Annotated in this window: 16 protein-coding genes and 1 pseudogene; 6 read left to right on the forward strand and 11 right to left on the reverse strand. The window is 73.9% G+C overall.

All coding sequences use genetic code 11. The features are described 5' to 3' along the window. Positions 1-3 precede the first annotated feature (3 nt). The 4 genes from ABZ945_RS24550 to ABZ945_RS24565 form a co-directional block, all read right to left on the reverse strand. Complete coding sequence (locus ABZ945_RS24550; RefSeq protein WP_361273287.1) at positions 4-1362, reverse strand: DUF2510 domain-containing protein; 1359 nt, start codon at positions 1360-1362, stop codon at positions 4-6. A gap of 82 nt (positions 1363-1444) precedes the next feature. Continuing rightward, a complete protein-coding gene (locus tag ABZ945_RS24555; RefSeq protein WP_361273289.1) occupies positions 1445-2290 on the reverse strand; it encodes a 3-oxoacyl-ACP reductase in 846 nt (281 codons plus the stop codon). A 4-nt stretch (positions 2291-2294) separates the two neighbouring features. Further along, positions 2295-3674 (reverse strand): aldehyde dehydrogenase family protein, encoded by a 1380-nt coding sequence (locus tag ABZ945_RS24560; RefSeq protein WP_361273291.1) that lies wholly within the window; start codon positions 3672-3674, stop codon positions 2295-2297. Between the two features lie 46 nt (positions 3675-3720). Then, entirely contained in the window at positions 3721-5100 is a 1380-nt protein-coding gene (locus tag ABZ945_RS24565; RefSeq protein WP_361273294.1) for a glutamine synthetase family protein, read from the reverse strand. 77 nt (positions 5101-5177) lie between these two features. Here ABZ945_RS24565 and ABZ945_RS24570 point away from each other — a divergent pair, with 77 nt between their 5' ends. From ABZ945_RS24570 to ABZ945_RS24580, 3 genes are all read left to right on the forward strand, one after another. Next, positions 5178-5903: an FCD domain-containing protein gene (locus ABZ945_RS24570; protein WP_361273296.1), complete on the forward strand. Its 726-nt coding sequence runs from the start codon at positions 5178-5180 to the stop codon at positions 5901-5903. Between the two features lie 186 nt (positions 5904-6089). Further along, positions 6090-7532, forward strand: a complete 1443-nt coding sequence (eat, locus tag ABZ945_RS24575) for an ethanolamine permease (RefSeq protein WP_361273298.1) — start codon at positions 6090-6092, stop codon at positions 7530-7532. 59 nt (positions 7533-7591) lie between these two features. After that, positions 7592-8275, forward strand: a complete 684-nt coding sequence (locus ABZ945_RS24580) for a gamma-glutamyl-gamma-aminobutyrate hydrolase family protein (RefSeq protein ID WP_361273301.1) — start codon at positions 7592-7594, stop codon at positions 8273-8275. 12 nt (positions 8276-8287) lie between these two features. Here ABZ945_RS24580 and ABZ945_RS24585 read toward each other — a convergent pair whose 3' ends face one another. Both ABZ945_RS24585 and ABZ945_RS24590 read right to left on the reverse strand, forming a co-directional pair. Next, a complete protein-coding gene (locus tag ABZ945_RS24585; RefSeq protein WP_361273304.1) occupies positions 8288-9031 on the reverse strand; it encodes a Clp protease N-terminal domain-containing protein in 744 nt (247 codons plus the stop codon). Positions 9032-9156: 125 nt separating this feature from the next. Continuing rightward, the gene (locus ABZ945_RS24590; protein ID WP_361273306.1) at positions 9157-10089 is read right to left on the reverse strand and encodes a LysR family transcriptional regulator; all 933 of its coding nucleotides are present in this window, start codon (positions 10087-10089) and stop codon (positions 9157-9159) included. A gap of 71 nt (positions 10090-10160) precedes the next feature. Between ABZ945_RS24590 and ABZ945_RS24595 the strand changes: the two are divergent. Further along, positions 10161-11264 (forward strand): annotated as a pseudogene (locus tag ABZ945_RS24595) (C4-dicarboxylate ABC transporter); the annotation flags it as partial. 163 nt (positions 11265-11427) lie between these two features. Here ABZ945_RS24595 and ABZ945_RS24600 read toward each other — a convergent pair. From ABZ945_RS24600 to ABZ945_RS24620, 5 genes are all read right to left on the reverse strand, one after another. Next, positions 11428-13008, reverse strand: coding sequence for a serine/threonine-protein kinase (locus tag ABZ945_RS24600; RefSeq protein ID WP_361273309.1), 1581 nt, complete (start codon positions 13006-13008; stop codon positions 11428-11430). A 326-nt stretch (positions 13009-13334) separates the two neighbouring features. Next, positions 13335-14069 (reverse strand): helical backbone metal receptor, encoded by a 735-nt coding sequence (locus ABZ945_RS24605; protein ID WP_361273311.1) that lies wholly within the window; start codon positions 14067-14069, stop codon positions 13335-13337. Next, positions 14069-14611 (reverse strand): helix-turn-helix domain-containing protein, encoded by a 543-nt coding sequence (locus ABZ945_RS24610; RefSeq protein ID WP_248635075.1) that lies wholly within the window; start codon positions 14609-14611, stop codon positions 14069-14071. The genes ABZ945_RS24605 and ABZ945_RS24610 overlap by 1 nt, the downstream gene beginning before the upstream one ends. Positions 14612-14818: 207 nt before the next feature. Continuing rightward, positions 14819-17452 carry an ABC transporter permease/substrate binding protein gene (locus ABZ945_RS24615; RefSeq protein WP_361273315.1) on the reverse strand — a complete coding sequence of 878 codons (2634 nt, stop codon included), beginning with the start codon at positions 17450-17452 and terminating at the stop codon, positions 14819-14821. Continuing rightward, positions 17445-18551 carry a glycine betaine/L-proline ABC transporter ATP-binding protein gene (locus ABZ945_RS24620; RefSeq protein ID WP_361273318.1) on the reverse strand — a complete coding sequence of 369 codons (1107 nt, stop codon included), beginning with the start codon at positions 18549-18551 and terminating at the stop codon, positions 17445-17447. Before ABZ945_RS24620 ends, ABZ945_RS24615 begins: the two co-directional genes overlap by 8 nt. 288 nt (positions 18552-18839) lie before the next feature. Between ABZ945_RS24620 and ABZ945_RS24625 the strand changes: the two genes are divergently transcribed. Together ABZ945_RS24625 and ABZ945_RS24630 are read left to right on the forward strand one after the other, a co-directional pair. Then, on the forward strand, positions 18840-19772 hold the full coding sequence (locus ABZ945_RS24625; RefSeq protein WP_361273320.1) for a 5'-3' exonuclease: 933 nt from the start codon (positions 18840-18842) through the stop codon (positions 19770-19772). Positions 19773-19909: 137 nt separating this feature from the next. Further along, complete coding sequence (locus ABZ945_RS24630; RefSeq protein WP_361273323.1) at positions 19910-20761, forward strand: siderophore-interacting protein; 852 nt, start codon at positions 19910-19912, stop codon at positions 20759-20761. Positions 20762-20807: the final 46 nt, after the last annotated feature.

Consider the following 20807-nt stretch of genomic DNA (forward strand, 5'->3'; position numbering starts at 1 on the left):
AATTCAGGGGCCGATGGAGCTGCCGACCCCGCCGCCGGTGGCGTCGCCGATGGGGCGGATGCCGTCGGTGATCCGGTCCATGGTGGTGAGCGGCGGGGAGCCGGGGGCGGCCGAGAGGGCGATCCGTACGGCGACCGGCGCCTCGCTGCCGACCGGCGAGGGGAACACCACGGACTGGATGTGACCGCCGGGCCCCTGCTCGGTGGTCACCCGCCAGCGGACCAGATGGCCGGTGCGGCCGGCCACCGAGACGGACCGCTCGGCGACGACCTGGTGGGAACGGATGCCGCCGTAGGGGCGGTTGCCCAGGGGGTCCTCCCCGAAGGCCTCCTCGGCGGCCTCGGCGATGTCGGCGCGGGCGATCGCGGCCGGGCTGCCGTCGCCCGCCGTCGCGGCGGTACGGGAGTTCACGCTGCCGCGCGGACAGGAGCGCCAGGAGGAGGCGGGGCAGTCGTCGGTGGCGGTGGTGGTGGCGAGGGGCACCTCGGAGCTGGAGAACTCCGGCTTCTCCCAGCCGTCCAGGATGGGCACGGTGATGCCGTTCAACTGGTCGGTGAGCGCGGTGGGTTCGCCCTCGGAGCCGTCGTCCGCGCCGCCGGTCTCCGGGCTGGGCGCGGAGGTGACCCCGGTGGCCGTCGGGCCCGCCGACCCGGTCGGCGCGGGCGCCGTGGTGCCCCCCGGCCCGTCGCCCGGCTCGTCGCCGGGGCGGAGCAGCACCAGCGCCAGGGTGACCGCCGCGGCGACCGCCATAGCGGCGAGCAGCACCGGCCCGACCCGGCGCCGACCACGACCGGGGGCGGCGGCCGCGGCCGGGTGCCCCTGGGCCGTACCCCCGTACGGGCCCGCCACCGGGAGGTCCCGGTACGGGTTCCCCGGATACGGGCCCGGAGCCGCCGGGCCGAAGCCGGCGGGGCCGAACCCACCGGGGGCGGCCCCGTCCGGACCGGGGGCCGAGGGGTACGCGCCGGGGCTGGCCGCCTCGCCGGGCGCGGGGTACGGGCGGCCAGGTGCGGCCGCCCCACCGGCCTCCACCGCATACCCGCCGGGAATGGCCGCCCCGCCGGGCGCGGGGTACGGGCCGCCAGGCACGGCCGTCCCACCGGCCTCCGCCGCATACGGGCCGGGGCTGGCCGTGCCACCGGGCACCGGGTGCGGGCCACCAGACGCGGCCGCCCCACCAGCCTCCACCGCATACGGGCCGGGAGTGGCCGCCCCACCGGGCGCAGGGGCCGACCCCGGAGCGCCCGCCCCACCGGTCCCCGGTCGCCGGGTGCTCCCGCTCCACGCGCCGCCGTCCCACCAGCGTTCCAGGGCGGGGGCGGCGGGGTCCGGGTACCAGCCGGGCGGGGTCGTCATGGCCATGGCGTCACTGTAGGGGGCCTGGTCCCGGGGCTCCGGGGCCGGGGGCTTCCGGCCCCCGCCCCCGCCCCGACCACGCCCGGCCCTACATCGGGGTGACGTAGGCGCCCGAGATACCGCCGTCCACCAGGAAGTCCGTGGCGTTGATGAACGAGGAGTCGTCGCTGGCCAGGAAGGCGACCGCGGCGGCGATCTCCTCCGCCTCGGCGAACCGGCCGACCGGGATGTGCACCAGCCGCCGGGCCGCCCGCTCCGGGTCCTTGGCGAACAGCTCCTGGAGCAGCGGGGTGTTGACCGGCCCGGGGCAGAGCGCGTTGACCCGGATGCCCTCCCGGGCGAACTGCACGCCCAGCTCCCGGGACATGGCCAGCACCCCGCCCTTGGAGGCGGTGTAGGAGATCTGGCTGGTGGCGGCGCCCATGATGGCGACGAAGGAGGCCGTGTTGATGATGGAGCCCCGGCCCTGGCGCCGCATATACGGCAGCGCGGCCTTGCAGCAGAGGTAGACGGAGGTGAGGTTGACCTCCTGGACCCGCTTCCAGGCCTCCAGGCCGGTCTCCAGGATGGAGTCGTCGTCGGGCGGCGAGATGCCCGCGTTGTTGAAGGCGACGTCCACACTGCCGTAGGTGTCGTACGCGGTCTGGAACAGCGCCTCGACCTGCTCCGGGTCGGTCACGTCGACCCGTACGAAGAGCCCGTCGACCTCGTCGGCGGCGGCCTTGCCGGCCCGCTCGTCGATGTCCGCGCAGACCACCTTGGCGCCCTCGGCGGCGAACCGGCGGGCGGTGGCGAGCCCGATGCCGCTGCCGGCGCCGGTGATCACCGCGGTGCGGCCGACCAGCCGGCGGCAGACCGGGGCCGCGCTCGCGGCGGCGGCGCCGGGGACCACGGGGGTGGTGTCCGGGGCGGTGGTGTCGGGGGTGTCGGTCATGGGGTCAGACCTCCGTGCTCAGGAAGACGTTCTTGGTCTCGGTGAAGGCGGTGAGGGCGTCGGGGCCCAGTTCGCGGCCGATGCCGGACTGCTTGAAGCCGCCGAACGGGGTCCAGTAGCGGACGGACGAGTGGGAGTTGACGGAGAGGTTGCCGGCCCGGACGGCGGCGGAGACCCGCAGCGCGCGGCCGACGTCCCGGGTCCAGAGCGAGCCGGCCAGGCCGTAGTCGGTGGCGTTGGCCAGCCGTACCGCGTCGGCCTCGTCCGCGAAGGGCAGGACCACGGCCACCGGCCCGAAGACCTCCTCCACGGCGACCGGGTCGTCCGCCCCGGCCGCGGTGAGGACGGTCGGCGGGAACCAGAAGCCGGGGCCCTCGGGCGCCTTGCCCCGGATCGCGGCGGCACCGCCCGGGACATAGCCGCGGACCCGCTCCAGCTGGGCACGCGAGATCAGCGGCCCCATCTGGGTGTTCTCGTCGGCGGGGTCGCCGACCCGTACCGCCTCGATCGCCGGGGCCAGCAGCTCCAGGAAGCGGTCGTACACCTCGCGCTGGACCAGGATCCGGGTACGGGCGCAGCAGTCCTGCCCGGCGTTGTCCAGGAAGGACATCGGGGTGGCGGCCGCGGCGGCCTCCACATCGGCGTCGGCGAAGACGATGTTGGGGCTCTTGCCGCCGAGTTCCAGGGTGACCGGCTTCAGCCGACCGGCCGCCTTGGCCATGATCGACTTGCCGACCGGGGTGGAACCGGTGAACACGATCTTGGCCACGTCCGGGTGCTCCACCAGCGCGTTTCCCGCCACCGGCCCGGTGCCGGGCAACACCTGGAACAGCCCCTCCGGCAGCCCGGCCGCCAAGGCCAGCTCGGCGAGGCGCAGCGCGGTCAGCGGGGTGGTCTCGGCGGGCTTGAGGATCACCGCGTTGCCGGCGGCCAGGGCGGGCGCGGTGCCCCAGGCGGCGATGGGCATGGGGAAATTCCATGGCGCGATGACGCCGATGACGCCGAGCGGTTCCAGGATGGTGACGTCCAGTCCACCGGGGACCGGGATCTGCCGGCCGTTCAGCCGCTCCGCTCCCCCGGCGGCGTAGTCCAGGAGGTCGCGGACGTTTCCCGCCTCCCAGCGGGCGTTGCCCAGGGTGTGCCCGGCCTCGGTCACCTCCAGGCGGGCCAGCTCCTCGATGTGCTCGTCCACGACGGTGGCGAAGCGGCGCAGCAGCCGGGCCCGGTCGGCCGGGGCGGCTGCCGCCCACCCCCGTTGGGCGGCGACGGCCCGGGCGACCGCGGCGTCCACCTCGGCGGTACCGGCCGCGTGGACGGTGGCGACGGTCTCCTCGGTGGCGGGGTTCAGTACGGTGAGCTCGGTGGTTTCCCGAAGGTCGGTCACGGGTTTCCTCACGTGCGGACGTGCCTATGGGTGTGTACGGGGTGTCTCAGAGCCGTTCGAAGGAGCGGCGCAGCTCCCAGTCGGTCACCGCGGCGTCGAAGGCGGCGAGTTCGACCCGGGCCATGTTGAGGTAGTGGGCCACCACCTCGTCGCCGAAGGCGGCCTTGGCGATGGGGCTGGACTCCCACAGCTCGGCGGCCTCCCGCAGGGTGGACGGCACGGTGGGGAGACCGGCCGTGTAGGCGTTGCCCTCGCACGCCTCGGGGAGTTCGAGCTTGTTCTCCACCCCGTACAGTCCGGCGGCGACCAGTCCGGCGACGGCCAGATAGGGGTTGACATCCCCGCCGGGCAGCCGGTTCTCGAAGCGGAGCGAGCGGCCGTGGCCGACCACCCGCAGCGAGCAGGTGCGGTTGTCCGGCCCCCAGGCGACGGCCGTCGGCGCGAAGGAACCGGGCTGGAACCGCTTGTACGAGTTGATGTTCGGCGCGTACAGCAGGGTGAAGTCCCGCAGCGCGGCGAGCTGCCCGGCCAGGAAGTGCCGCATCAGCGGGGACATCCCGTACGGGTCGTCCGGGTCCCCGTCCCCCGCCGCCATCACATTGCGCCCGTCGGCGTCCTGCAAGGACAGATGGATATGACAGGAGTTGCCTTCGCGCTGGTCGTACTTGGCCATGAAGGTGAGCGACAGGCCCTCCTGGGCGGCGATCTCCTTGGCGCCGGTCTTGTAGACGGAGTGCTGGTCGCAGGTGGTCAGCGCCTCGTCGTAGCGGAAGGCGATCTCGTGCTGGCCGGGGTTGCACTCGCCCTTGGCGGACTCCACGATCAGGCCGGCGGCGGCCATCTCGTTGCGGATACGCCGCAGCAGCGGCTCGACCCGTCCGGTGCCGAGCACCGAGTAGTCGACGTTGTACTGGTTGACCGGGGTGAGGCCCCGGTAGTTCGCGTCCCAGGCCTGCTCGTAGCTGTCCTTGAAGACGATGAACTCCAGCTCGGTGCCGGCGTGCGCGCTGTAGCCCAGCTCGGCGAGCCGGTCGAGCTGGCGGCGCAGGATCTGCCGGGGCGCGGCGGTGACCGGGGAGCCGTCCTGCCAGACCAGATCGGCCATCAGCAGGGCGGTGCCCTCGTTCCAGGGGACCCGGCGCAGGGTGGCCAGGTCGGGGCGCATGGCGAAGTCGCCGTAGCCGCTGTCCCAGGAGGACATGGCGTAGCCGTCCACGGTGTTCAGCTCGACGTCGACGGCGAGCAGATAGGCGCAGCCCTCGGCGCCGTGCTCCAGTACCTCGTCGAGGAAGAACGGGGCGGCGAACCGCTTGCCCGCCAGCCGCCCCTGCATATCGGGGAAGGCCAGGACGACGGTGTCGATCTCGCCGCTCTCGACGAGGGCGCGAAGCTCCTCGACGGTGAGCGGGGGTGTGCGGTCTGCCACGGGAATGCTCCTCCTTCGGCCAGCCGGGAGCCATAAGGTATGACGGAAGACCTTTGCTTGGGAAGGGGAGACCCACAGTGGCGACAAACGAGTCCGGCGACCGCCTGGCACCCGTACTGCGTCCGGTGCGGGCGGGCAGCGGTTTCGAGGAGGCGCTGGAGCAGATCCTCCAGCTGGTGCGGCTCGGCCTGGTGCCGGACGGCGGGCGGCTGCCGGCCGAACGGGAGCTGGCCGAGCGGATGGGCATCAGCCGGGTGACCCTGCGCGAGGTGCTGAAGGTGCTGGCCGACCAGGGGCTGGTGGAGAGCCGGCGGGGCCGCTACGGCGGCACCTTCGTCCTGCGCCCAGGCCGCTCGGCGGACGAGGAGGAGCTGCGGCGCCGGGTGGCGGCGGTGGACCTGGAGGACACCCTGCGCTTCCGGGAGGTGCTGGAGGTGGGGGCGGCCGGACTGTGCGCGGCGCACGGACTCTCCGACGAGGGCGCCGAGCGGCTGCGCACGGCGCTGCGCGCGACCCGGGACGCCCCGCTGGAGGAGTACCGCCGGGCCGACACCCTCTTCCACCTCTCCCTGGCCGAACTGTCCGGCTCCCCCTCCCTCACCGGCAGCTACGCGGCGGTCCGGGCCACCGTGAACGACCTGCTGGACTGCATCCCGCTGCTGGTGCGCAACCTGGAGCACTCCCAGGCCCAGCACACCGCCCTGGTGGAGGCCGTACTGGAGGGCGACGCGGACGGGGCGCGCGAGGTGATGCGCGAGCACTGCCTCGGCACGGCGGCACTGCTCCGCGGCTTTCTGGCGTGAACCGTGCCCGGCGGGGCAGGAGCCCCCGACCGGCAGCCGCCCCGCCCGCCGGCGACCGGATCACCGCGCCCTCCCCCCGCCCCCCCGTAACCCGAAAGTAACGCCAGGGTCTTGCCAGACCGCTCCCCCACCGCAATGGTATGTAGCCATTCCATTGGGCCCCGAACGCACCACGGGAGCACTGCCATGACACTGGACGACACCAAGGATGCCGCGGCTCCGGCGGACGACTACCTCACACGCCGGACGCTGCGCCGGGGCAGCGCGGGCTGGCTGCTGCTGACCGGTCTCGGCGTCGGGTACGTCGTCTCCGGGGACTTCTCCGGCTGGAACATCGGCCTCTCCCAAGGCGGCTTCGGCGGACTGGCGATCGCCACCGTCCTGATGGGCGCGATGTACGCCTGTCTGGTGTACGCGCTGGCCGAGCTGTCCGCCATCCTGCCCGCGGCGGGCGGCGGCTACGGCTTCGCCCGCCGGGCACTCGGCACCTGGGGCGGCTTCCTCACCGGTACGGCCATCCTTATCGAGTACGTCCTCGCGCCCGCCGCGATCTCCATCTTCATCGGCGACTACGTCGAGTCCCTGGGCCTCTTCGGCCTGGAGTCGGGCTGGCCCGTCTATCTGGCCTGCTTCGCGATCTTCATCGGCATCCACCTATGGGGCGTCGGCGAGGCCCTGCGCTTCAGCCTGGTCGTCACCGCCATCGCCGTGGCCGCCCTCCTCATCTTCGCGGTCGGCGCCTTCACCGAGTTCCACGCCGACGGCCTCAACGACATCCCGGTGGACACCTCCGCCCTCGGCTCCACCTCCTGGCTCCCCTACGGCCTGCTCGGCATCTGGGCGGCGTTCCCCTTCGGCATGTGGTTCTTCCTGGGCGTGGAGGGCGTGCCGCTCGCCGCCGAGGAGGCCAAGGACCCGGTCCGCTCCATGCCCAAGGCGCTCTCCCTCTCCCTGCTGATCCTGGTGGCCCTGGCCGTGCTGACCTTCTTCGCCGCCACCGGCGCCCGCGGCTCCGCCGCCATCCAGGAAGCCGGCAACCCCCTCGTCGTGGCGCTGCAGGGCGACGGCGAACCGACCCCCCTCAGCCGCTTCGTCAACTACGCCGGCCTGGCCGGACTGGTCGCCTCCTTCTTCTCCCTCATCTACGCGGGCTCCCGCCAGCTGTTCGCCCTCTCCCGGGCGGGCTATCTGCCCCGCTTCCTCTCCCTCACCTCCCGCCGCAAGTCCCCCTACCTCGGCCTGCTCATCCCCGGCGCCATCGGCTTCGCCCTCGCCGCCGCGAGCGGCAACGGCGCCCGGATGCTCAACATCGCGGTGTTCGGCGCCACCATCTCGTACGCCCTGATGGCGCTCTCCCACATCGTGCTGCGCCGCCGCGAGCCGGACCTGCCCCGCCCCTACCGCACCCCCGGCGGGATCGTCACCTCCACCACCGCGTTCGTCCTGGCCCTGTCCGCTCTGGTGGCGACCTTCCTGGTGGACGTGACGGCGGCGCTCATCGCCCTCGCCGTCTACGCGGTCGCCCTCGCCTACTTCGCCTTCTACAGCCGCCACCGCCTGGTCGCCGCCGCCCCCGAGGAGGAGTTCGCCGCCCTGGCCGCCGCCGAAGCCGAACTGACCCGGGACTGACCGGTCCCGACCGTACTTGTGAGCTCACACAGCCTCACCGCACAGCAAAGGACCCCCTGGTGCCCAAACCCCTCATCGGCGTGACCACTTACCTGGAGCCGGCGGCCTGGGGCGTATGGCGGCTGCCCGCCGCCCTGCTGCCGGCCGGCTACCCCCGGCTGGTGCAGGCGGCGGGCGGTACGGCGGTGCTGCTGCCGCCGGACGCGCCGGAGGCGGCCCACGAGGTGGTCGCCCGGCTGGACGCCCTGGTGGTGGCGGGCGGCGCCGATGTGGAGCCGGTTCACTACGGCGCGGAGCCCGACCCCCGTACGGGCCCACCGGCCCGCGAACGGGACGCCTGGGAACTGGCCTTGATCGAGGCCGCCCTCTCCACCTCCACCCCGCTGCTCGGGATCTGCCGGGGTATGCAGCTGCTCAACATCCACCTGGGCGGCACCCTGGTCCAGCATCTGGACGGCCACACCGGCGGGCCGGGCACCTTCACCCACCACGAGATCACGCCCGTGCCGGGCACCCTGCTGGCCGCCCTCACCCCCGAGACGGCCGCCGTCCCCTCCTACCACCACCAGGCCGTCGACCGCCTCGGCCAGGGCCTCACCGTCTGCGCCCACGCCGCCGACGGCACCGTGGAGGCCCTGGAAGCGGAAGGCCCCGCCTGGACCCTGGGCGTCCAGTGGCACCCGGAGATGGGCCACGACCTCCGCGTCATGGAAGGACTGGTAGCAGCCGCCACCAGCCGCTGACCAGCCCCCGGCCTACTTCTCCGCGGCGATCCTCGCCAGGGCCGCCGTGATGTCGGACTCGGTGGCGGCCTTGGTCACGCCCAGGCCGCCGAGCAGCCCGCCCCCGTGCTCGAACTCCAGCAGGGCCAGCAGGATGTGCTCGGTGCCGACGTAGTTGTGGCCCAGGCGCAGCGCCTCCCGGAAGGTCAGCTCCAGCACCTTCTTGGCCCCCGCGTCGAACGGGACCAGCTCGGGCGGTTCGGCGGCGGCCGCGGGCAGTACGGCGGATGCGGCCTGCCGTACCGCGTCCGCCGTCGCGCCCTGGGCCACCAGGGCCTTCGCCGCCAGACCCTCGGGCTCGGCGAGCAGGCCGAGGAGCAGGTGGGCGGTGCCGATCTCGGTGTTGCCCGCCTCCCGGGCCTCGTTCTGGGACGCCGCCACCACGTTGCGGGCCCGGGGGGTGAAGCGGGCGAACCCCTGGTTGGGGTCGAGTTCGCCGCCGCCGGGCTCCTTGGGCACGAAGCGCTTCTGGGCCGCCTGGCGGGTGACGCCCATGCTCTTGCCGATGTCGGTCCAGGAGGCCCCGGAGCGCCGGGCCTGGTCCACGAAGTGCCCGATCAGATGGTCCGCCAGCTCGCCGAGGTGCTCCGCGGCCAGTACCGCGTCCGTCAACTGCTCCAGCGCGGCGTCGGGGTGGACCTTCTTGATGGTCTCGATCAGTTCGTCCAGCCGGATGGGCGGGTTCAGGGGAAGAGGGTTCGTCGGGTTCGTCTCCATGAGGCAACCTTAGGTTGACAGTCAGGAGGCGTCAACCCTCGGTTGACAGTAGAGCGCGCTCGGCAGTCGGGGCGTGGCGCACGTCCGGCGCCCGGGCGGCGGGGGGGGCGGGCCGGCGGGGCGACTCAGGAGGCGCTGCCCGCGGCCAGGGAGAGCAGGTCGCGGGCGGGGCCGGCGGGGAGGGGGCCGGTGGGCCAGACGGCGCGGAGGGCGCGGGTGAGGGAGACGTCGGCGACCGGGACCTCCACCAGGCGGCGGGAGGCCAGTTCCTCGGTGACGGCCAGTTCGCTGAGCACGGCCGGACCGGCGCCCGTCACCGCCGCGGCCTTCACCGCGGTGGTGGAGGCCAGTTCCAGCAGCGGCTCGGCCAGGCCGCCGTGGTCGGCGAGGGCGGCGTCGAGGACCTGGCGGGTGCCGGAGCCGTACTCGCGCAGCACCAGCGCGGCGGAGGCCAGCTCGGCGGGGGCTATCGGGCGGCGGCGGCGGGCCCAGGGGTGGGCGGGAGAGGCGACCACCACCAGCCGGTCCCGGGCGACGACCGCCCCGTCCAGGCCCTCGGGCACGGCCAGGCCCTCCACATAGCCGAGGTCGGCCTCGCCCGCGAGCAGCAGTTCGGCGACGGCCGCGGAGTTGCCGGCCTGGAGGGAGACCGCCGTCCCCGGGCGGGCCGCGCGCAGCGCGATCAGCCAGCCGGGCAGCAGGTACTCGGCGATGGTCATGGAGGCCGCCACCCGCAGCCGGGAGTCCCGCCGGTCGCGCAGCGCCTGGGCCCCCGCGTCGAAGGCCTCCGCCGCCTCCACCACCCGCCGGGCCCAGTCGGTGACCAGCGCCCCGGCGTCGGTGAGGCGGGAGCCGCGCGGGGAGCGGTCGACCAGGGCGACCCCGAGCAGGCGTTCCATGGAGCGGATACGGCTGCTCGCGGCGGGCTGGGTGATGCCCACCTCGCGGGCGGCCCGGCCGAGGCTGCCGTGCCGGGCGACCGCGAGCAGGAGTTCGAGCGCGCCGAGGTCGGGGACGCGATGCGACAGACTCGGACTCAGGCTCGGGCTCGGACTCATAAGGTCAGTTTATGAGGTCATAGGGTCGTTGTCCCTGGTGGGGGACGTGGGACCAGGACAGGCTGGTGGCCATGAGCCGCTCCCCCGTCCCGGTCCCCCCGCCGAGTCGCCGCCCCGTGCCGTCGGCCGGGGTCCGGTACCTCGGCCCCCACTGGTACGCCGCGGTCATGGGCACCGCGATGGTGGCGGGCGCCGGGGCGGCGCTGCGGCTGCCGGTGCCCGGGCTGCCCACGGCGCTGGCCGCGGTCTGGGCGCTGTCGCTGCTGATGCTGGCCGCTTTGGTGGCGGCCCGCGCGGTGCACTGGGCCCGCCATCGCGACCGGGCCCTCGCCCAGGTGCGGGACCCGTCCACGGCGCCGTTCCACGGCTGTGCGGCGATGGCCCCGCTCGCGGTCGGCGGCGCCGCGCTCACCGCGGGCCGGGAGTGGATCGGGCTGCCGGCGGCGGTCGTCCTGGACGCGGTGCTGTACACGGCCGGGACGCTGCTCGGGCTCGCGGTCGCCGTGGCGGTCCCGTATCTGATGGTGGTGGCCCGCCGGCCCGCCACCGCCTCGCCGGTGTGGCTGCTCGCGGTGGTGCCGCCGATGGTCTCGGCGGCGCTCGGTCCGCCGCTGGTGGCGCACCTGCCCGCCGGGCCGGGGCAGCGGGCGCTGCTGACGGCCTGCCACGGGATGTTCGGGCTGAGCCTGCTGGCGACGCTCGCGCTGCTGCCGCTGGTCGTCGGCCGGCTGCTGGCGGACGGGCCGCCGCCGGCCGCGCTCACCCCGGTGCTGTTCCTGGTCCTCGGACCGCTCGGCCAGTCGGTCACGGCGGCCGGCGCCTTCGCGGACGCGGCCCCGGGTGTCCCGTACGCACCGGCGGCGGCCGTGCTGTACGGGGTGCCGGTGCTCGGCTTCGCCCTGCTGTGGCTGGCCCTGGCCGGTGCCCTGGTGGTGCGCGCCCGGCGGCACGGCATGGCCTTCTCGATGACCTGGTGGGCCTTCACCTTCCCGGTGGGCACCTGTGCGACCGGGGCGGCCGGACTGGCACGGCACACCGGGATCGGCGCACTGCACTGGCTGGCCATCGCGCTGTACGTGTTCCTGGTGGCCGCCTGGTGCACGGTCGCCGTCCGCACCGGGCACGGCCTGGCCACCGGCTCCCTGCTCCGACCGCCCCCGGGAGAGCCGACCCCGGCCGAGACGGGCGCGGAGGAGCCCCCCGTGGCCGGGACGCCTCCGGCCGAGGCGCGGGCGGTGCCGGTACGCCCGTACCGGACGCCTGTGGCCGGGACGGCCACCGCCGGGAGGGGCTGACACCCGCCCCGCCCCGCACGGCCGGCGGCCCCGGACGCACGACCTAGGGTGTCGCGGAGGGCAGGGGCCGCTCGGGGGCGTCGTCGATGCGGTAGAGCGAACGCGCCTTCGCCAGCAGATCGGTGGCGGTGGCCTCGGCGGACTTCCCCTCGGGGACGTTCACCCGAATGGACAGCCGGTGCTGCTCGGCGGTGACCACCAGCAGGGTCTTCTCCAGCCGCCGGGGCGCGCCGTCCCGCTCGCTGTTGTACGAGGTGGTGAGCAGCGCGGCATCGCGACCCTGCTCGGCGGCATCCTCCACCGTGGCGACGGCCTTGGTGCCACCCTCGGGCGGGGTGGCCCGCTCCAGCTCCTCCTTCCACCGGTCGGCGGTGGCCCGGGCGGTCTCGGTGGCTTCGGCCTGCCGGTCCACCAGGATCGACAGTTCACCCTTGGGCGAGGTGTAGCGGGTGCTGAGATAGGGGCCGTCGGAGTCGTCGAGGTCGTCCCCGGTGGCGATCCGCCAGTCGGCGGGCGCCGCGACCGTCACCCCCATCCGGTACTCCTCGTACCGCTTCCAGCCGTCCGGGACGTCCTCCCCGCGGAACTGGAGGAACAGGGTGACCACCAGCGCCAGCACCAGGACGGCGGCCCCTCCGGCCAGCGCGAGCCGGTTGCGGCGGTTGCCGCGCCCCGTGCTCCCCCGACCGGGGCCGTCCGGTCCACCGGGGATACCGGGGGCGCCCGCCCCCACCGCGGTGGGGGCGTGGTCCGGTGGCCTGGGGGCCGGCTGCGGCTCGGCGGCGGACCGCAGCAGCGGCAGCGCGGCCTGCGCGGTGAGCCGGGCCTCCGGCTCCTTGCGGAGCAGCCCGGTGATCACCGGGACCAGCCCGGCGGCGTACCGCGGCGGCGGGAGCTCGGCCAGCAGGATCGCCTGGAGGGTGGAGGGGGTGGTCTGCCGCCGGAACGGCGAGACACCCTCCACCGCCTGGTACAGCATCACCCCCAGGGACCACAGGTCCGACTCCGGTCCGGAGCCGCGGCCGAGCACCCGCTCCGGGGCGATGTACTCCGGGGAGCCGACGAAGCCGCCGGTCTCGGTGAGCTTCTCCTCCCCCTCCACTGTGGCGATACCGAAGTCGGTGAGCACCACCCGCTCATGGCGGCCGAGCATCACATTGCCGGGCTTCACATCGCGGTGCAGTACGCCCGCCTCATGGGCCGCGGCCAGCGCGCCGAGGACCGCGGCGCCGATCCGGGCCGCCTCGCGCGGGGCGAGCGTGCCCTCCTCCAGCGTCTCGGCGAGCGAGCGGCCCCGCACCAGCTCCATCACGATCCAGGGGCTGTCGCCCTCGGTGACCACGTCGTGGATGGCCACCACCGAGGGGTGGTCGATCCGGGCGGCGGCCCGGGCCTCGCGCTGCATCCGCAGATGGGCGGTACGCCGCTCGTGCGGGCTGAAGTGCTCCGGGACCCGCGGCTCCTTGATCGCCACATCGCGGTCCACGGCCTCGTCGCGGGCCCGCCAGACGGTGCCCATGCCCCCGGCACCGAGGCGCTCCAGCAGCCGGTAGCGGCCACCCACCAACCGCCCCGCGCCCGCGTCCGGGCCGACCGTGCGCACCCCGGCGGCAGCGGCCGCCACGGCGCCGGGCATCCCGGACCCGCCGCCGTCCGTTCCCGCCTCCGTACGAGAGGCCGGCCCCGACTCCGTACCGGAGCGCGGCCCCGGAAGCGGCCCTGAACGCTGATCCGAAGGCGGCCCCGGGTGCGGTCCCGAAGCCGGCCCGGCGGGCCCAGCGGGGCCCGGCTGGGCGGGCGCCGGGCGGGGCGCCGGCGGCTGGAGCCCGTAGCTGGTCGGCTCCTCGTGTCGTCCCCCGTTGCTCGTCATGCGCCCTATCATGCACCGCGCCTCCGACAGCACGGCCGGAAGGCCTGAACCGGGCGGTACACGGGGAGCCGGAGGCCTCGCTACCGCCCCGCCCCCGCCAGCGCCGCTCCCAGCGCCCTCGGCGCCTCGGCCAGCGAGGGCCCGTACCAGGTGAGCATCCGCCCGTCGACCAGCGCGGCGGGCAGCGGGGCGAAGGCCTCGGGGCCGTCGTCGGCGGTGAAGCGGTACGGCTCGTCGGGGAGCACCACCAGGTCGGCGCCGGCGGCGCGCAGCTCGTCGAGCGGGACGCGCGGGTAGCGGTCGGCGTGGTCCGCGTAGAGGTTGGCGACACCGAGACGGGCCAGCAGGTCGCCGGCGAAGGTGTCCCGGCCGAGCACCATCCAGGGGCGCCGCCAGATGGGGACGACGGCCGTGCGGAGGGCGGGCGGCGGGGGCGGGACGGCCCAGGCGGCCTCGGCCTCATCGAGCCAGCGCGGCCGGGAGGTGAGCCCGCAGGCGGTGAGCACCCGGTCCAGCTCGGTGAACGCCTGGTCGAGCGTGCGCACCTCGGTGACCAGCACCGCCAGCCCGGCGGCCCGCAGGGCGTCCAGGTCGGGGGCGCGGTTCTCCTCCTCGTTGGCGATGACCAGGTCGGGGCGGAGGGCGGTGACGGCGGCGGTGTCCGGGTTCTTGGTGCCGCCGATCCGGGCGGCGGTGAGGCCGGGCGGGTGGGTGCACCAGTCGGTGGCGCCGACCAGCAGCCCGGGGGCGCTCACGGCGACCGCCTCGGTGAGGGAGGGGACCAGGGAGACCACCCGGGGGCGGGCGCCCGGCATCAGCCGGCCGGGTCGAGGTGCTCGGTGACCGCGATGACCAGGACCCGGGTGCCGGGGTCGCCGGCCCGCCAGCGGTGGCGTACGCCGCCGGAGAGGTAGAGGGTGTCGCCGCGCTCCAGCCGGTAGGCGCGGCCCTCGGCCTCCACCTGGGCGCTGCCGTCGGCGACGTAGAGCATGGCGTCGTTGCGCAGCACCAGCTCGCGGCCGCTGTCGTGGTCGCCGGTGAACTCCTCGGCGTGCATCTGGTGCTCGCCGCGGACCAGGGGCCGGGCGCCGGGCAGTCCGGCGTCCTCGGTGGCCCGGACGACGCCGACGGTACGGGCCGAGTCGGCGGCGTCGAGCAGTTCGACGGTGGTGGTGTCCAGCGCGGCGGCGACCCGCTGGAGCGAGCGCATGCTGGGCCGGGCGCGCTCGTTCTCCACCTGGCTCAGGAACGGCACGGACAGCCCGCTGCGCTCGGCGACCGCGGAGAGGGTGAGCGCGAGCGCTCTGCGTCGTCTGCGGACGGCGGCGCCCACCCGGAGCGTTTCCTTCTCGTCCATGTCGGGGTCTCCCTCCCTCTGCGACCACCTTACGCAGCGGCGGTACGCCCGAGTAGCGCAACGGGTGGGAAAGCGGAGGCGCGGGGTCGGAAATGAGCCGCTGCCCGGCCACCGGCCCCAGCGGAAACCGGAGGCCCCGGCGGAAACCACGGGCCCCCGCCGGACGCTCGAATCCCCGGCGGGGGCCCATGAGAGAGAAGAAGAGGACTACAGCGGGGCCATGGTGTCCACGATCCCTGGATTGCGGTCCATCCAGGCCTTCACGGCCTCCTCCTCATGGCCGCTGCCGCGCTGCTGGATCTCGTTCTCCAGGCCGGAGAGCTGCTTCTCGGTCAGCGTGAAGTCCTTGAACCACTTCGTCAGCTGCGGGTACTGGCGGGGGAACTCCTTGGAGGCGACGGTGTGCAGCCGGTCGCCGCCGCCGAAGGCCTTCTTCGGGTCCTTCAGCTTGGTGAGCCCGTACTCGTCGTAGGCCCAGTGCGGGGTCCACAGCATGACCGCGATGGGCTCCTTCTTGGCGTACGCGCGCTTCAGCTCGGCGAGCATGCCGGGGGTGGAGCTGTCCACGACCTCGTACTCGCCGTCCAGGCCGTAGCCGGGCAGCACCTTCTTCTTGAGGATGTTCATGGTCTCGGTGCCGGGTTCGATGCCCACGATCCGGCCCTTGAACTGCCCGCCCTTCCCCTTGAGGTCGGCCAGCGAGTGGACGTCCTTGACGTAGTCCGGGACGGCGATCTCCAGGGAGGTGGGGCCGTACCAGGAGCCGAGGTCGTTGAGCTTGTCCCCGTACGCGTCCCAGTACCGCTTCTGGGTGGTGGGCAGCCAGCCGTCGAACTGGACGTCGATCTGGCCGCGGGAGAGCGCCGCGTACATCGGGCCGACCTCGAACTGCTGGAGGTTCATGCGGTAGCCGCGCCGCTCAAGGACCGCCTTCCACAGGTACGTGGCGGCGATGTCCTCCTCCCAGGGGAACCAGGCGACGTTCAGCGGGCGGGTGCGCTCGTCCTTGCCGTCGGCGTTGCGGGAGGCCGCGGAGGCGCCGCCGGGGGCCGGGGCCCACTTCTCGGCGAGGTCCTTGTGCCGGTCCAGCCAGGTGCGGACGGCCTGCTGCTCCTTGCCCTTGCCGGTCTCCTGGATGGTGGCCTCCAGGTCGGTGAGCTGCTTTTCGCTCATCCTGAAGCGCTTGAGCCAGCCGGCGACCTCGGGGTTCTCGGCGGCGAAGCCCTTGCGGGCCAGGGTGTGCACCCCGTCGCCCTTGCCCCAGGCGCCCCGCGGGTCCTTGAGCTTCTTCAGATCGTAGGAGGAGTACGCCCAATGGGGTGACCAGAGGGTGGTGACGATCGGCTCCTTCTTGGCGTACGCGCGCTTCAGCTCGGCGAGCATGCCGGGCGTGGAGCCGTCGACGACCTGGTATTCGCCGTCCAGGCCGTACTCCTTGAGCACCTTGTCCTTGAGCAGGCCCATCTCGCCGGCGCTGGGCTCGATGCCGACGATCCGGCCCTTGAACCGCCCGGCCTGGCCCTTGAGGTCGGCCAGCGAGTCGACGCCCTTGACGTACGAGGGGACGGTCAGCTCCAGCGAGGTGGGGCCGTACCAGGAGCCGAGGTCCTCCAGCTTGTCCTGGTACTTCTTCCAGTAGGTGGCGTGGGTGGTGGGCAGCCAGGAGTCGGTCTGGACGTCGATCTGGCCGTTCGCCATCCCGGTGTACAGCGCCCCGGCCTCGTACTGCTGGGCATCGACCTCGAAGCCGTGGCGCTCCAGCAGCTCCTTCCAGAGGAAGGTGGAGGCGATGCCCTCGTCCCAGGGGATGTAGCCGAGGGTGACCTTCTTGCCCTGCCCGATGTCGCCGCCGGCCGCGGTGGCGTTCTTGCCGGCGCCGCCGAAGAGGTTGAGTCCTCCGGCGACCAGGGCGAGGACCAGCACACCGGCGACGGCGACGACCGGCCGGGGCCGGTGGTGCCAGATCTTCAGCCCGCCGGCGGCGGCGCGGGCCTTGGCGGCGGCGCGGCGGCCCAGCGGGGAGACCTGGCGGCCCAGTCCGCCGGTGATCCGGTCCAGGTACATGGCGAGGATGACGATGGAGACGCCCGCCTCGAAACCGAGGCCGATGTCGACGTTGCCGATGGCGCGGTAGACGGCGCCGCCGAGGCCGCCGCCGCCGACCATGCCGGCGATGACCACCATGGACAGACCCAGCATGATCACCTGGTTGACGCCGGCCATGATCGTGGGCAGGGCGAGCGGCAGCTGCACCCGCAGCAGGGTGTCGCGCGGGCTGGTGCCGAAGGCCTCGGCGGCCTCGACCAGGTCGCCGTCGACCTGGCGGATGCCGAGTTCGGTCATCCGCACGCCGGGCGGCAGGGCGAAGATGATGGTGGCGATGATGCCGGGCACCACACCCACGCCGAAGAAGATGATTCCGGGGATGAGGTAGACCATCGCCGGCATGGTCTGCATGAAGTCCAGCACCGGCTTGGTGACCGCGCTGACGGTCTTGGAGCGGGACGCCCAGATGCCGAGCGGTACGGCGATGGCCAGGGTGACCACGGTGGCGACCAGCACCAGGCTGAGGGTGGACATGGCGTCCTCCCACAGCTCGATGGAGTCGACCAGGGCGAGGCCGGCGAAGGCCAGCACCCCGGCGAGCAGCCCGCGCAGCCACCAGGCGAGTACGGCGAGGATGCCGGCGAAGAGCAGCGGTTCGGGCGCGGTCAGGGCGGCGCTGATGCCGTCGTACATCCCGGTGACGACCGAGCTGATGGCGTCGAACAGCCAGGACAGATGGGACTGGAGCCAGTCGACGGCGCTGTCGACCCACTCGCCGAGGGCGAGCCTAGGCATGCGCCGCCTCCTTCACGGAGGCCGCGGATGCCTCGGGGGCGGCGGTGCCGGAGGCGCAGGGCACCGGCCGGGTGTCCGGCTCCGCCCCGCCGATGAAGGCCACCAGCCGCTCCCGCGGCACGGTCCCGACAACGTTGCCGTGCGCGTCCCGTACGGCGACCGGATGCGGTACGCGGGCGCTGACCGCGCACACCTCCGCGACCGGTGTGTCCGGGCTGACCGAGGGGCAGTCGCACTCCCCCTCGCCGTCCCGCTCCGGCTCGGTCATCACGGCGGAGGCGGTGAGCACCCGGGAGCGGTCCACGTCCTGGATGAAGGAGGCGACGTACTCGCCCTCGGGGCGCAGCAGGATGTCCTCGGCGGAGCCGAGCTGGACGATCCGGCCGTCCCGCATCACGGCGATCCGGTCGCCGAGGCGCATGGCCTCGTTGAGGTCGTGGGTGATGAAGACGATGGTCTTCTTCAGCCGCTTCTGGAGTTCCAGCAGCTGGTCCTGCATGTCCCGGCGGATCAGCGGGTCCAGGGCGCTGAAGGACTCGTCCATCAGCAGCAGGTCGGCGTCGGTGGCGAGCGCGCGGGCCAGTCCGACGCGCTGCTGCATACCGCCGGACAGCTCGTCCGGCCAGGAGGCGGCCCAGCCGCCGAGCCCGCACAGCTCCAGCGCCTCGGCGGCCCGCTTCTCGCGTTCGGCGCGCGCCACGCCCTGGACCTCCAGGCCGTAGGCGGCGTTCTCCAGCACGCTGCGGTGCGGGAAGAGCGCGAAGTGCTGGAAGACCATGCTGATCTTGGTGGCGCGGACCTGGCGCAGTTCGCGGGCGGGCAGCGAGGTGAGGTCGCGGCCGTCGAAGAGGACGCGTCCGGCGGTCGGCTCCAGCAGCCCGTTGAGCATGCGCAGCAGGGTGGACTTGCCCGAGCCGGACAGGCCCATCACCACGAATATCTGGCCGGGGTCGACGGTGAAGGAGGCGTCGATCACCGCGGCCGTGGTCCCGTCGGCGCGCAGTTCGCCGCGGTCGGCGCCCGCTGCGAGCCGGCGTACCGCCTCGTCGGGCGCCCTGCCGAACACTTTGTACAGACCGTCGGCCTGGAGCCTGGACACATACACCTCTCGGGTCGGAGCGTGACGGTCCGTCGCCCCCGCTCGGCAGACCGTGGAGCGGGTGTTCGCCAAGGTGCTGCACAGAAACATGACTAGCTGTACGTACCAGCGGAAACCTGGACAGGATCCGCTCCGATGCCGTCCCTGCCCGTACGCATGCGCGGCAAACGGAAAGGTGATCCGGTTCACGTCCCCCGGCGGCGTGGGCGGGCGCCCGCCGCCCGCCGCCCGCCGTCCGCCGCCCGGCTCCGACGGGCGCTGTCGGTGGCGTACGGCATGATCGGGAGCATGACCGCAGACGCGCCCCGCCGACTGATGCTGCTCGACACCGCCTCGCTGTACTTCCGCGCCTACTTCGGCGTCCCGGACTCCGTGCGCGCCCCGGACGGCTCTCCGGTGAACGCGGTGCGCGGGCTGCTGGACTTCATCGCCCGGCTGGTCCAGGACCACCGGCCGGACGCGCTGGTGGCCTGCATGGACGCGGACTGGCGGCCGGCCTGGCGGGTGGAGCTGATCCCCTCGTACAAGGCGCACCGGGTCGCCGAGGAGACGCCGAGCGGGCCGGACGAGGAGCAGGTGCCGGACACCCTCTCCCCGCAGGTCCCGGTGATCGAGGCGGTGCTGGACGCGCTGGGCGTGGCCCGGGTCGGGGTCGCCGGGTACGAGGCGGACGATGTGATCGGCACGCTCGCGGGCCGGGCGGACGGCCCGGTGGACATCGTCACCGGCGACCGGGACCTCTACCAGCTGGTGGACGACGCCCGGGGCGTACGGGTGCTCTATCCGCTGAAGGGCGTCGGTACCCTCCAGCTGACGGACGAGGCGTGGCTCCGGCAGAAGTACGCGGTGGACGGCCCGGGGTACGCGGACCTGGCGCTGCTGCGTGGCGACCCCAGCGACGGGCTGCCGGGCGTGCCGGGGATCGGCGAGAAGACGGCCGCCAAGCTGCTGGCGGAGTACGGGGACGTGGCCGGGATCATGGCCGCGGTGGACGACCCGCGCTCCAAGCTCACCCCGGCGCAGCGGCGGCGGCTGGACGAGTCCCGGGAGTACGTGGCGGTGGCGCCCAAGGTCGTACGGGTGGCCGGGGACGTCCCGCTGCCCGCCTTTGACCCGGTCCTCCCGCGCGAGCCCAAGGATCCGGCGGAGCTGGAGCGGCTGGCGGCCCGCTGGGGCCTGGGCGGTTCGCTGGAGCGGCTGCTGACGGTGCTGGCCGCCTGAGCCGCCGGACGCCCCGGGGTGCGGTCCGCCGGTCGACCTCCCCGCCCCGCATGCTAACTTAGGCATACCTAAGTAGCGATATGAGCAGTCAGGCAGCGCCGAGACCAGCGCGCCGTGACCCATCAGGGGAGATCACCGTGGCGGAACAGCCTGCCCGTAAGGCACCGACGGTCCACGAGGGCCGGGTGGTGCGCACCGAACGCATCACCCCGCACATGGTGCGGGTCGTCCTCGGCGGCGAGGGACTGGCCGCGTTCGAGACCGACGGGTCCACGGACAGCTATGTGAAGCTGCTCTTCCCGATCGAGGGCGTGGCCTACCCGGAGCCCTTCGACATGGGCCGCATCCGCGAGGAGTTCCCGCGCCACCAGTGGCCCGCCAACCGCACCTACACGGTGCGCTCCTGGGACCCGGCCCAGCGTGAGCTGGCCATCGACTTCGTGGTGCACGGCGACGAGGGCCTGGCCGGACCCTGGGCGGCCCGGGCCGAGCCCGGCGCCGTGATGTACCTGCTGGGCCCGGGCGGCGGCTACACCCCCGACCCGGCGGCCGACTGGCATCTGCTGGTCGGCGACGAGAGCGCCCTGCCCGCGATCGCCGCCTCGCTGGAGCGGATGCCCGAGGGTGCGGTGGTGCACGCGCTGGTGGAGATCGAGGGTCCGGCCGAGGAGCAGAAGATCACCGCCCCGGCGGGTGTGGAGGTGCGCTGGCTGCACCGCGCGGGCCGCCCGGTGGGCGACGCCCTGGTGGAGGCGGTCACGTCCCTGGACTTCCCGGCCGGCGAGGTGCACGCCTTCGTCCACGGCGAGGCCGCGTTCGTCAAGGAACTGCGCCGCCATCTGCGCCTGGAGCGCGGCATCGACCGCGACCGCCTGTCCATCTCGGGCTACTGGCGGCTCGGCCAGACCGACGAGGCCTGGCGCGAGGTCAAGCGCGCCTGGAACGACCAGGTCGAGCGCGAGCAGGAAGGCGACTCGGCAGCCGCCTGACGCCTCCCGCCCCGGCGGCCGGCCCCCACTGGACGGGGGCCGGCCG

This window comes from Streptomyces sp. NPDC046887, from assembly GCF_040644755.1.
Lineage (GTDB): Bacteria > Actinomycetota > Actinomycetes > Streptomycetales > Streptomycetaceae > Streptomyces > Streptomyces lichenis.

Excerpts from the sequence above, each read along its gene's own strand:
- ABZ945_RS24615 (WP_361273315.1), bottom strand. The coding sequence starts at position 17,452 with ATGCCTAGGCTCGCCCTCGGCGAGTGGGTCGACAGCGCCGTCGACTGG.
- ABZ945_RS24590 (WP_361273306.1), bottom strand. The coding sequence starts at position 10,089 with ATGAGTCCGAGCCCGAGCCTGAGTCCGAGTCTGTCGCATCGCGTCCCC.
- ABZ945_RS24550 (WP_361273287.1), bottom strand. The coding sequence starts at position 1,362 with ATGGCCATGACGACCCCGCCCGGCTGGTACCCGGACCCCGCCGCCCCC.
- ABZ945_RS24605 (WP_361273311.1), bottom strand. The coding sequence starts at position 14,069 with ATGCCGGGCGCCCGCCCCCGGGTGGTCTCCCTGGTCCCCTCCCTCACC.
- ABZ945_RS24625 (WP_361273320.1), top strand. The coding sequence starts at position 18,840 with ATGACCGCAGACGCGCCCCGCCGACTGATGCTGCTCGACACCGCCTCG.
- ABZ945_RS24585 (WP_361273304.1), bottom strand. The coding sequence starts at position 9,031 with ATGGAGACGAACCCGACGAACCCTCTTCCCCTGAACCCGCCCATCCGG.
- ABZ945_RS24610 (WP_248635075.1), bottom strand. The coding sequence starts at position 14,611 with ATGGACGAGAAGGAAACGCTCCGGGTGGGCGCCGCCGTCCGCAGACGA.
- ABZ945_RS24555 (WP_361273289.1), bottom strand. The coding sequence starts at position 2,290 with ATGACCGACACCCCCGACACCACCGCCCCGGACACCACCCCCGTGGTC.
- eat (WP_361273298.1), top strand. The coding sequence starts at position 6,090 with ATGACACTGGACGACACCAAGGATGCCGCGGCTCCGGCGGACGACTAC.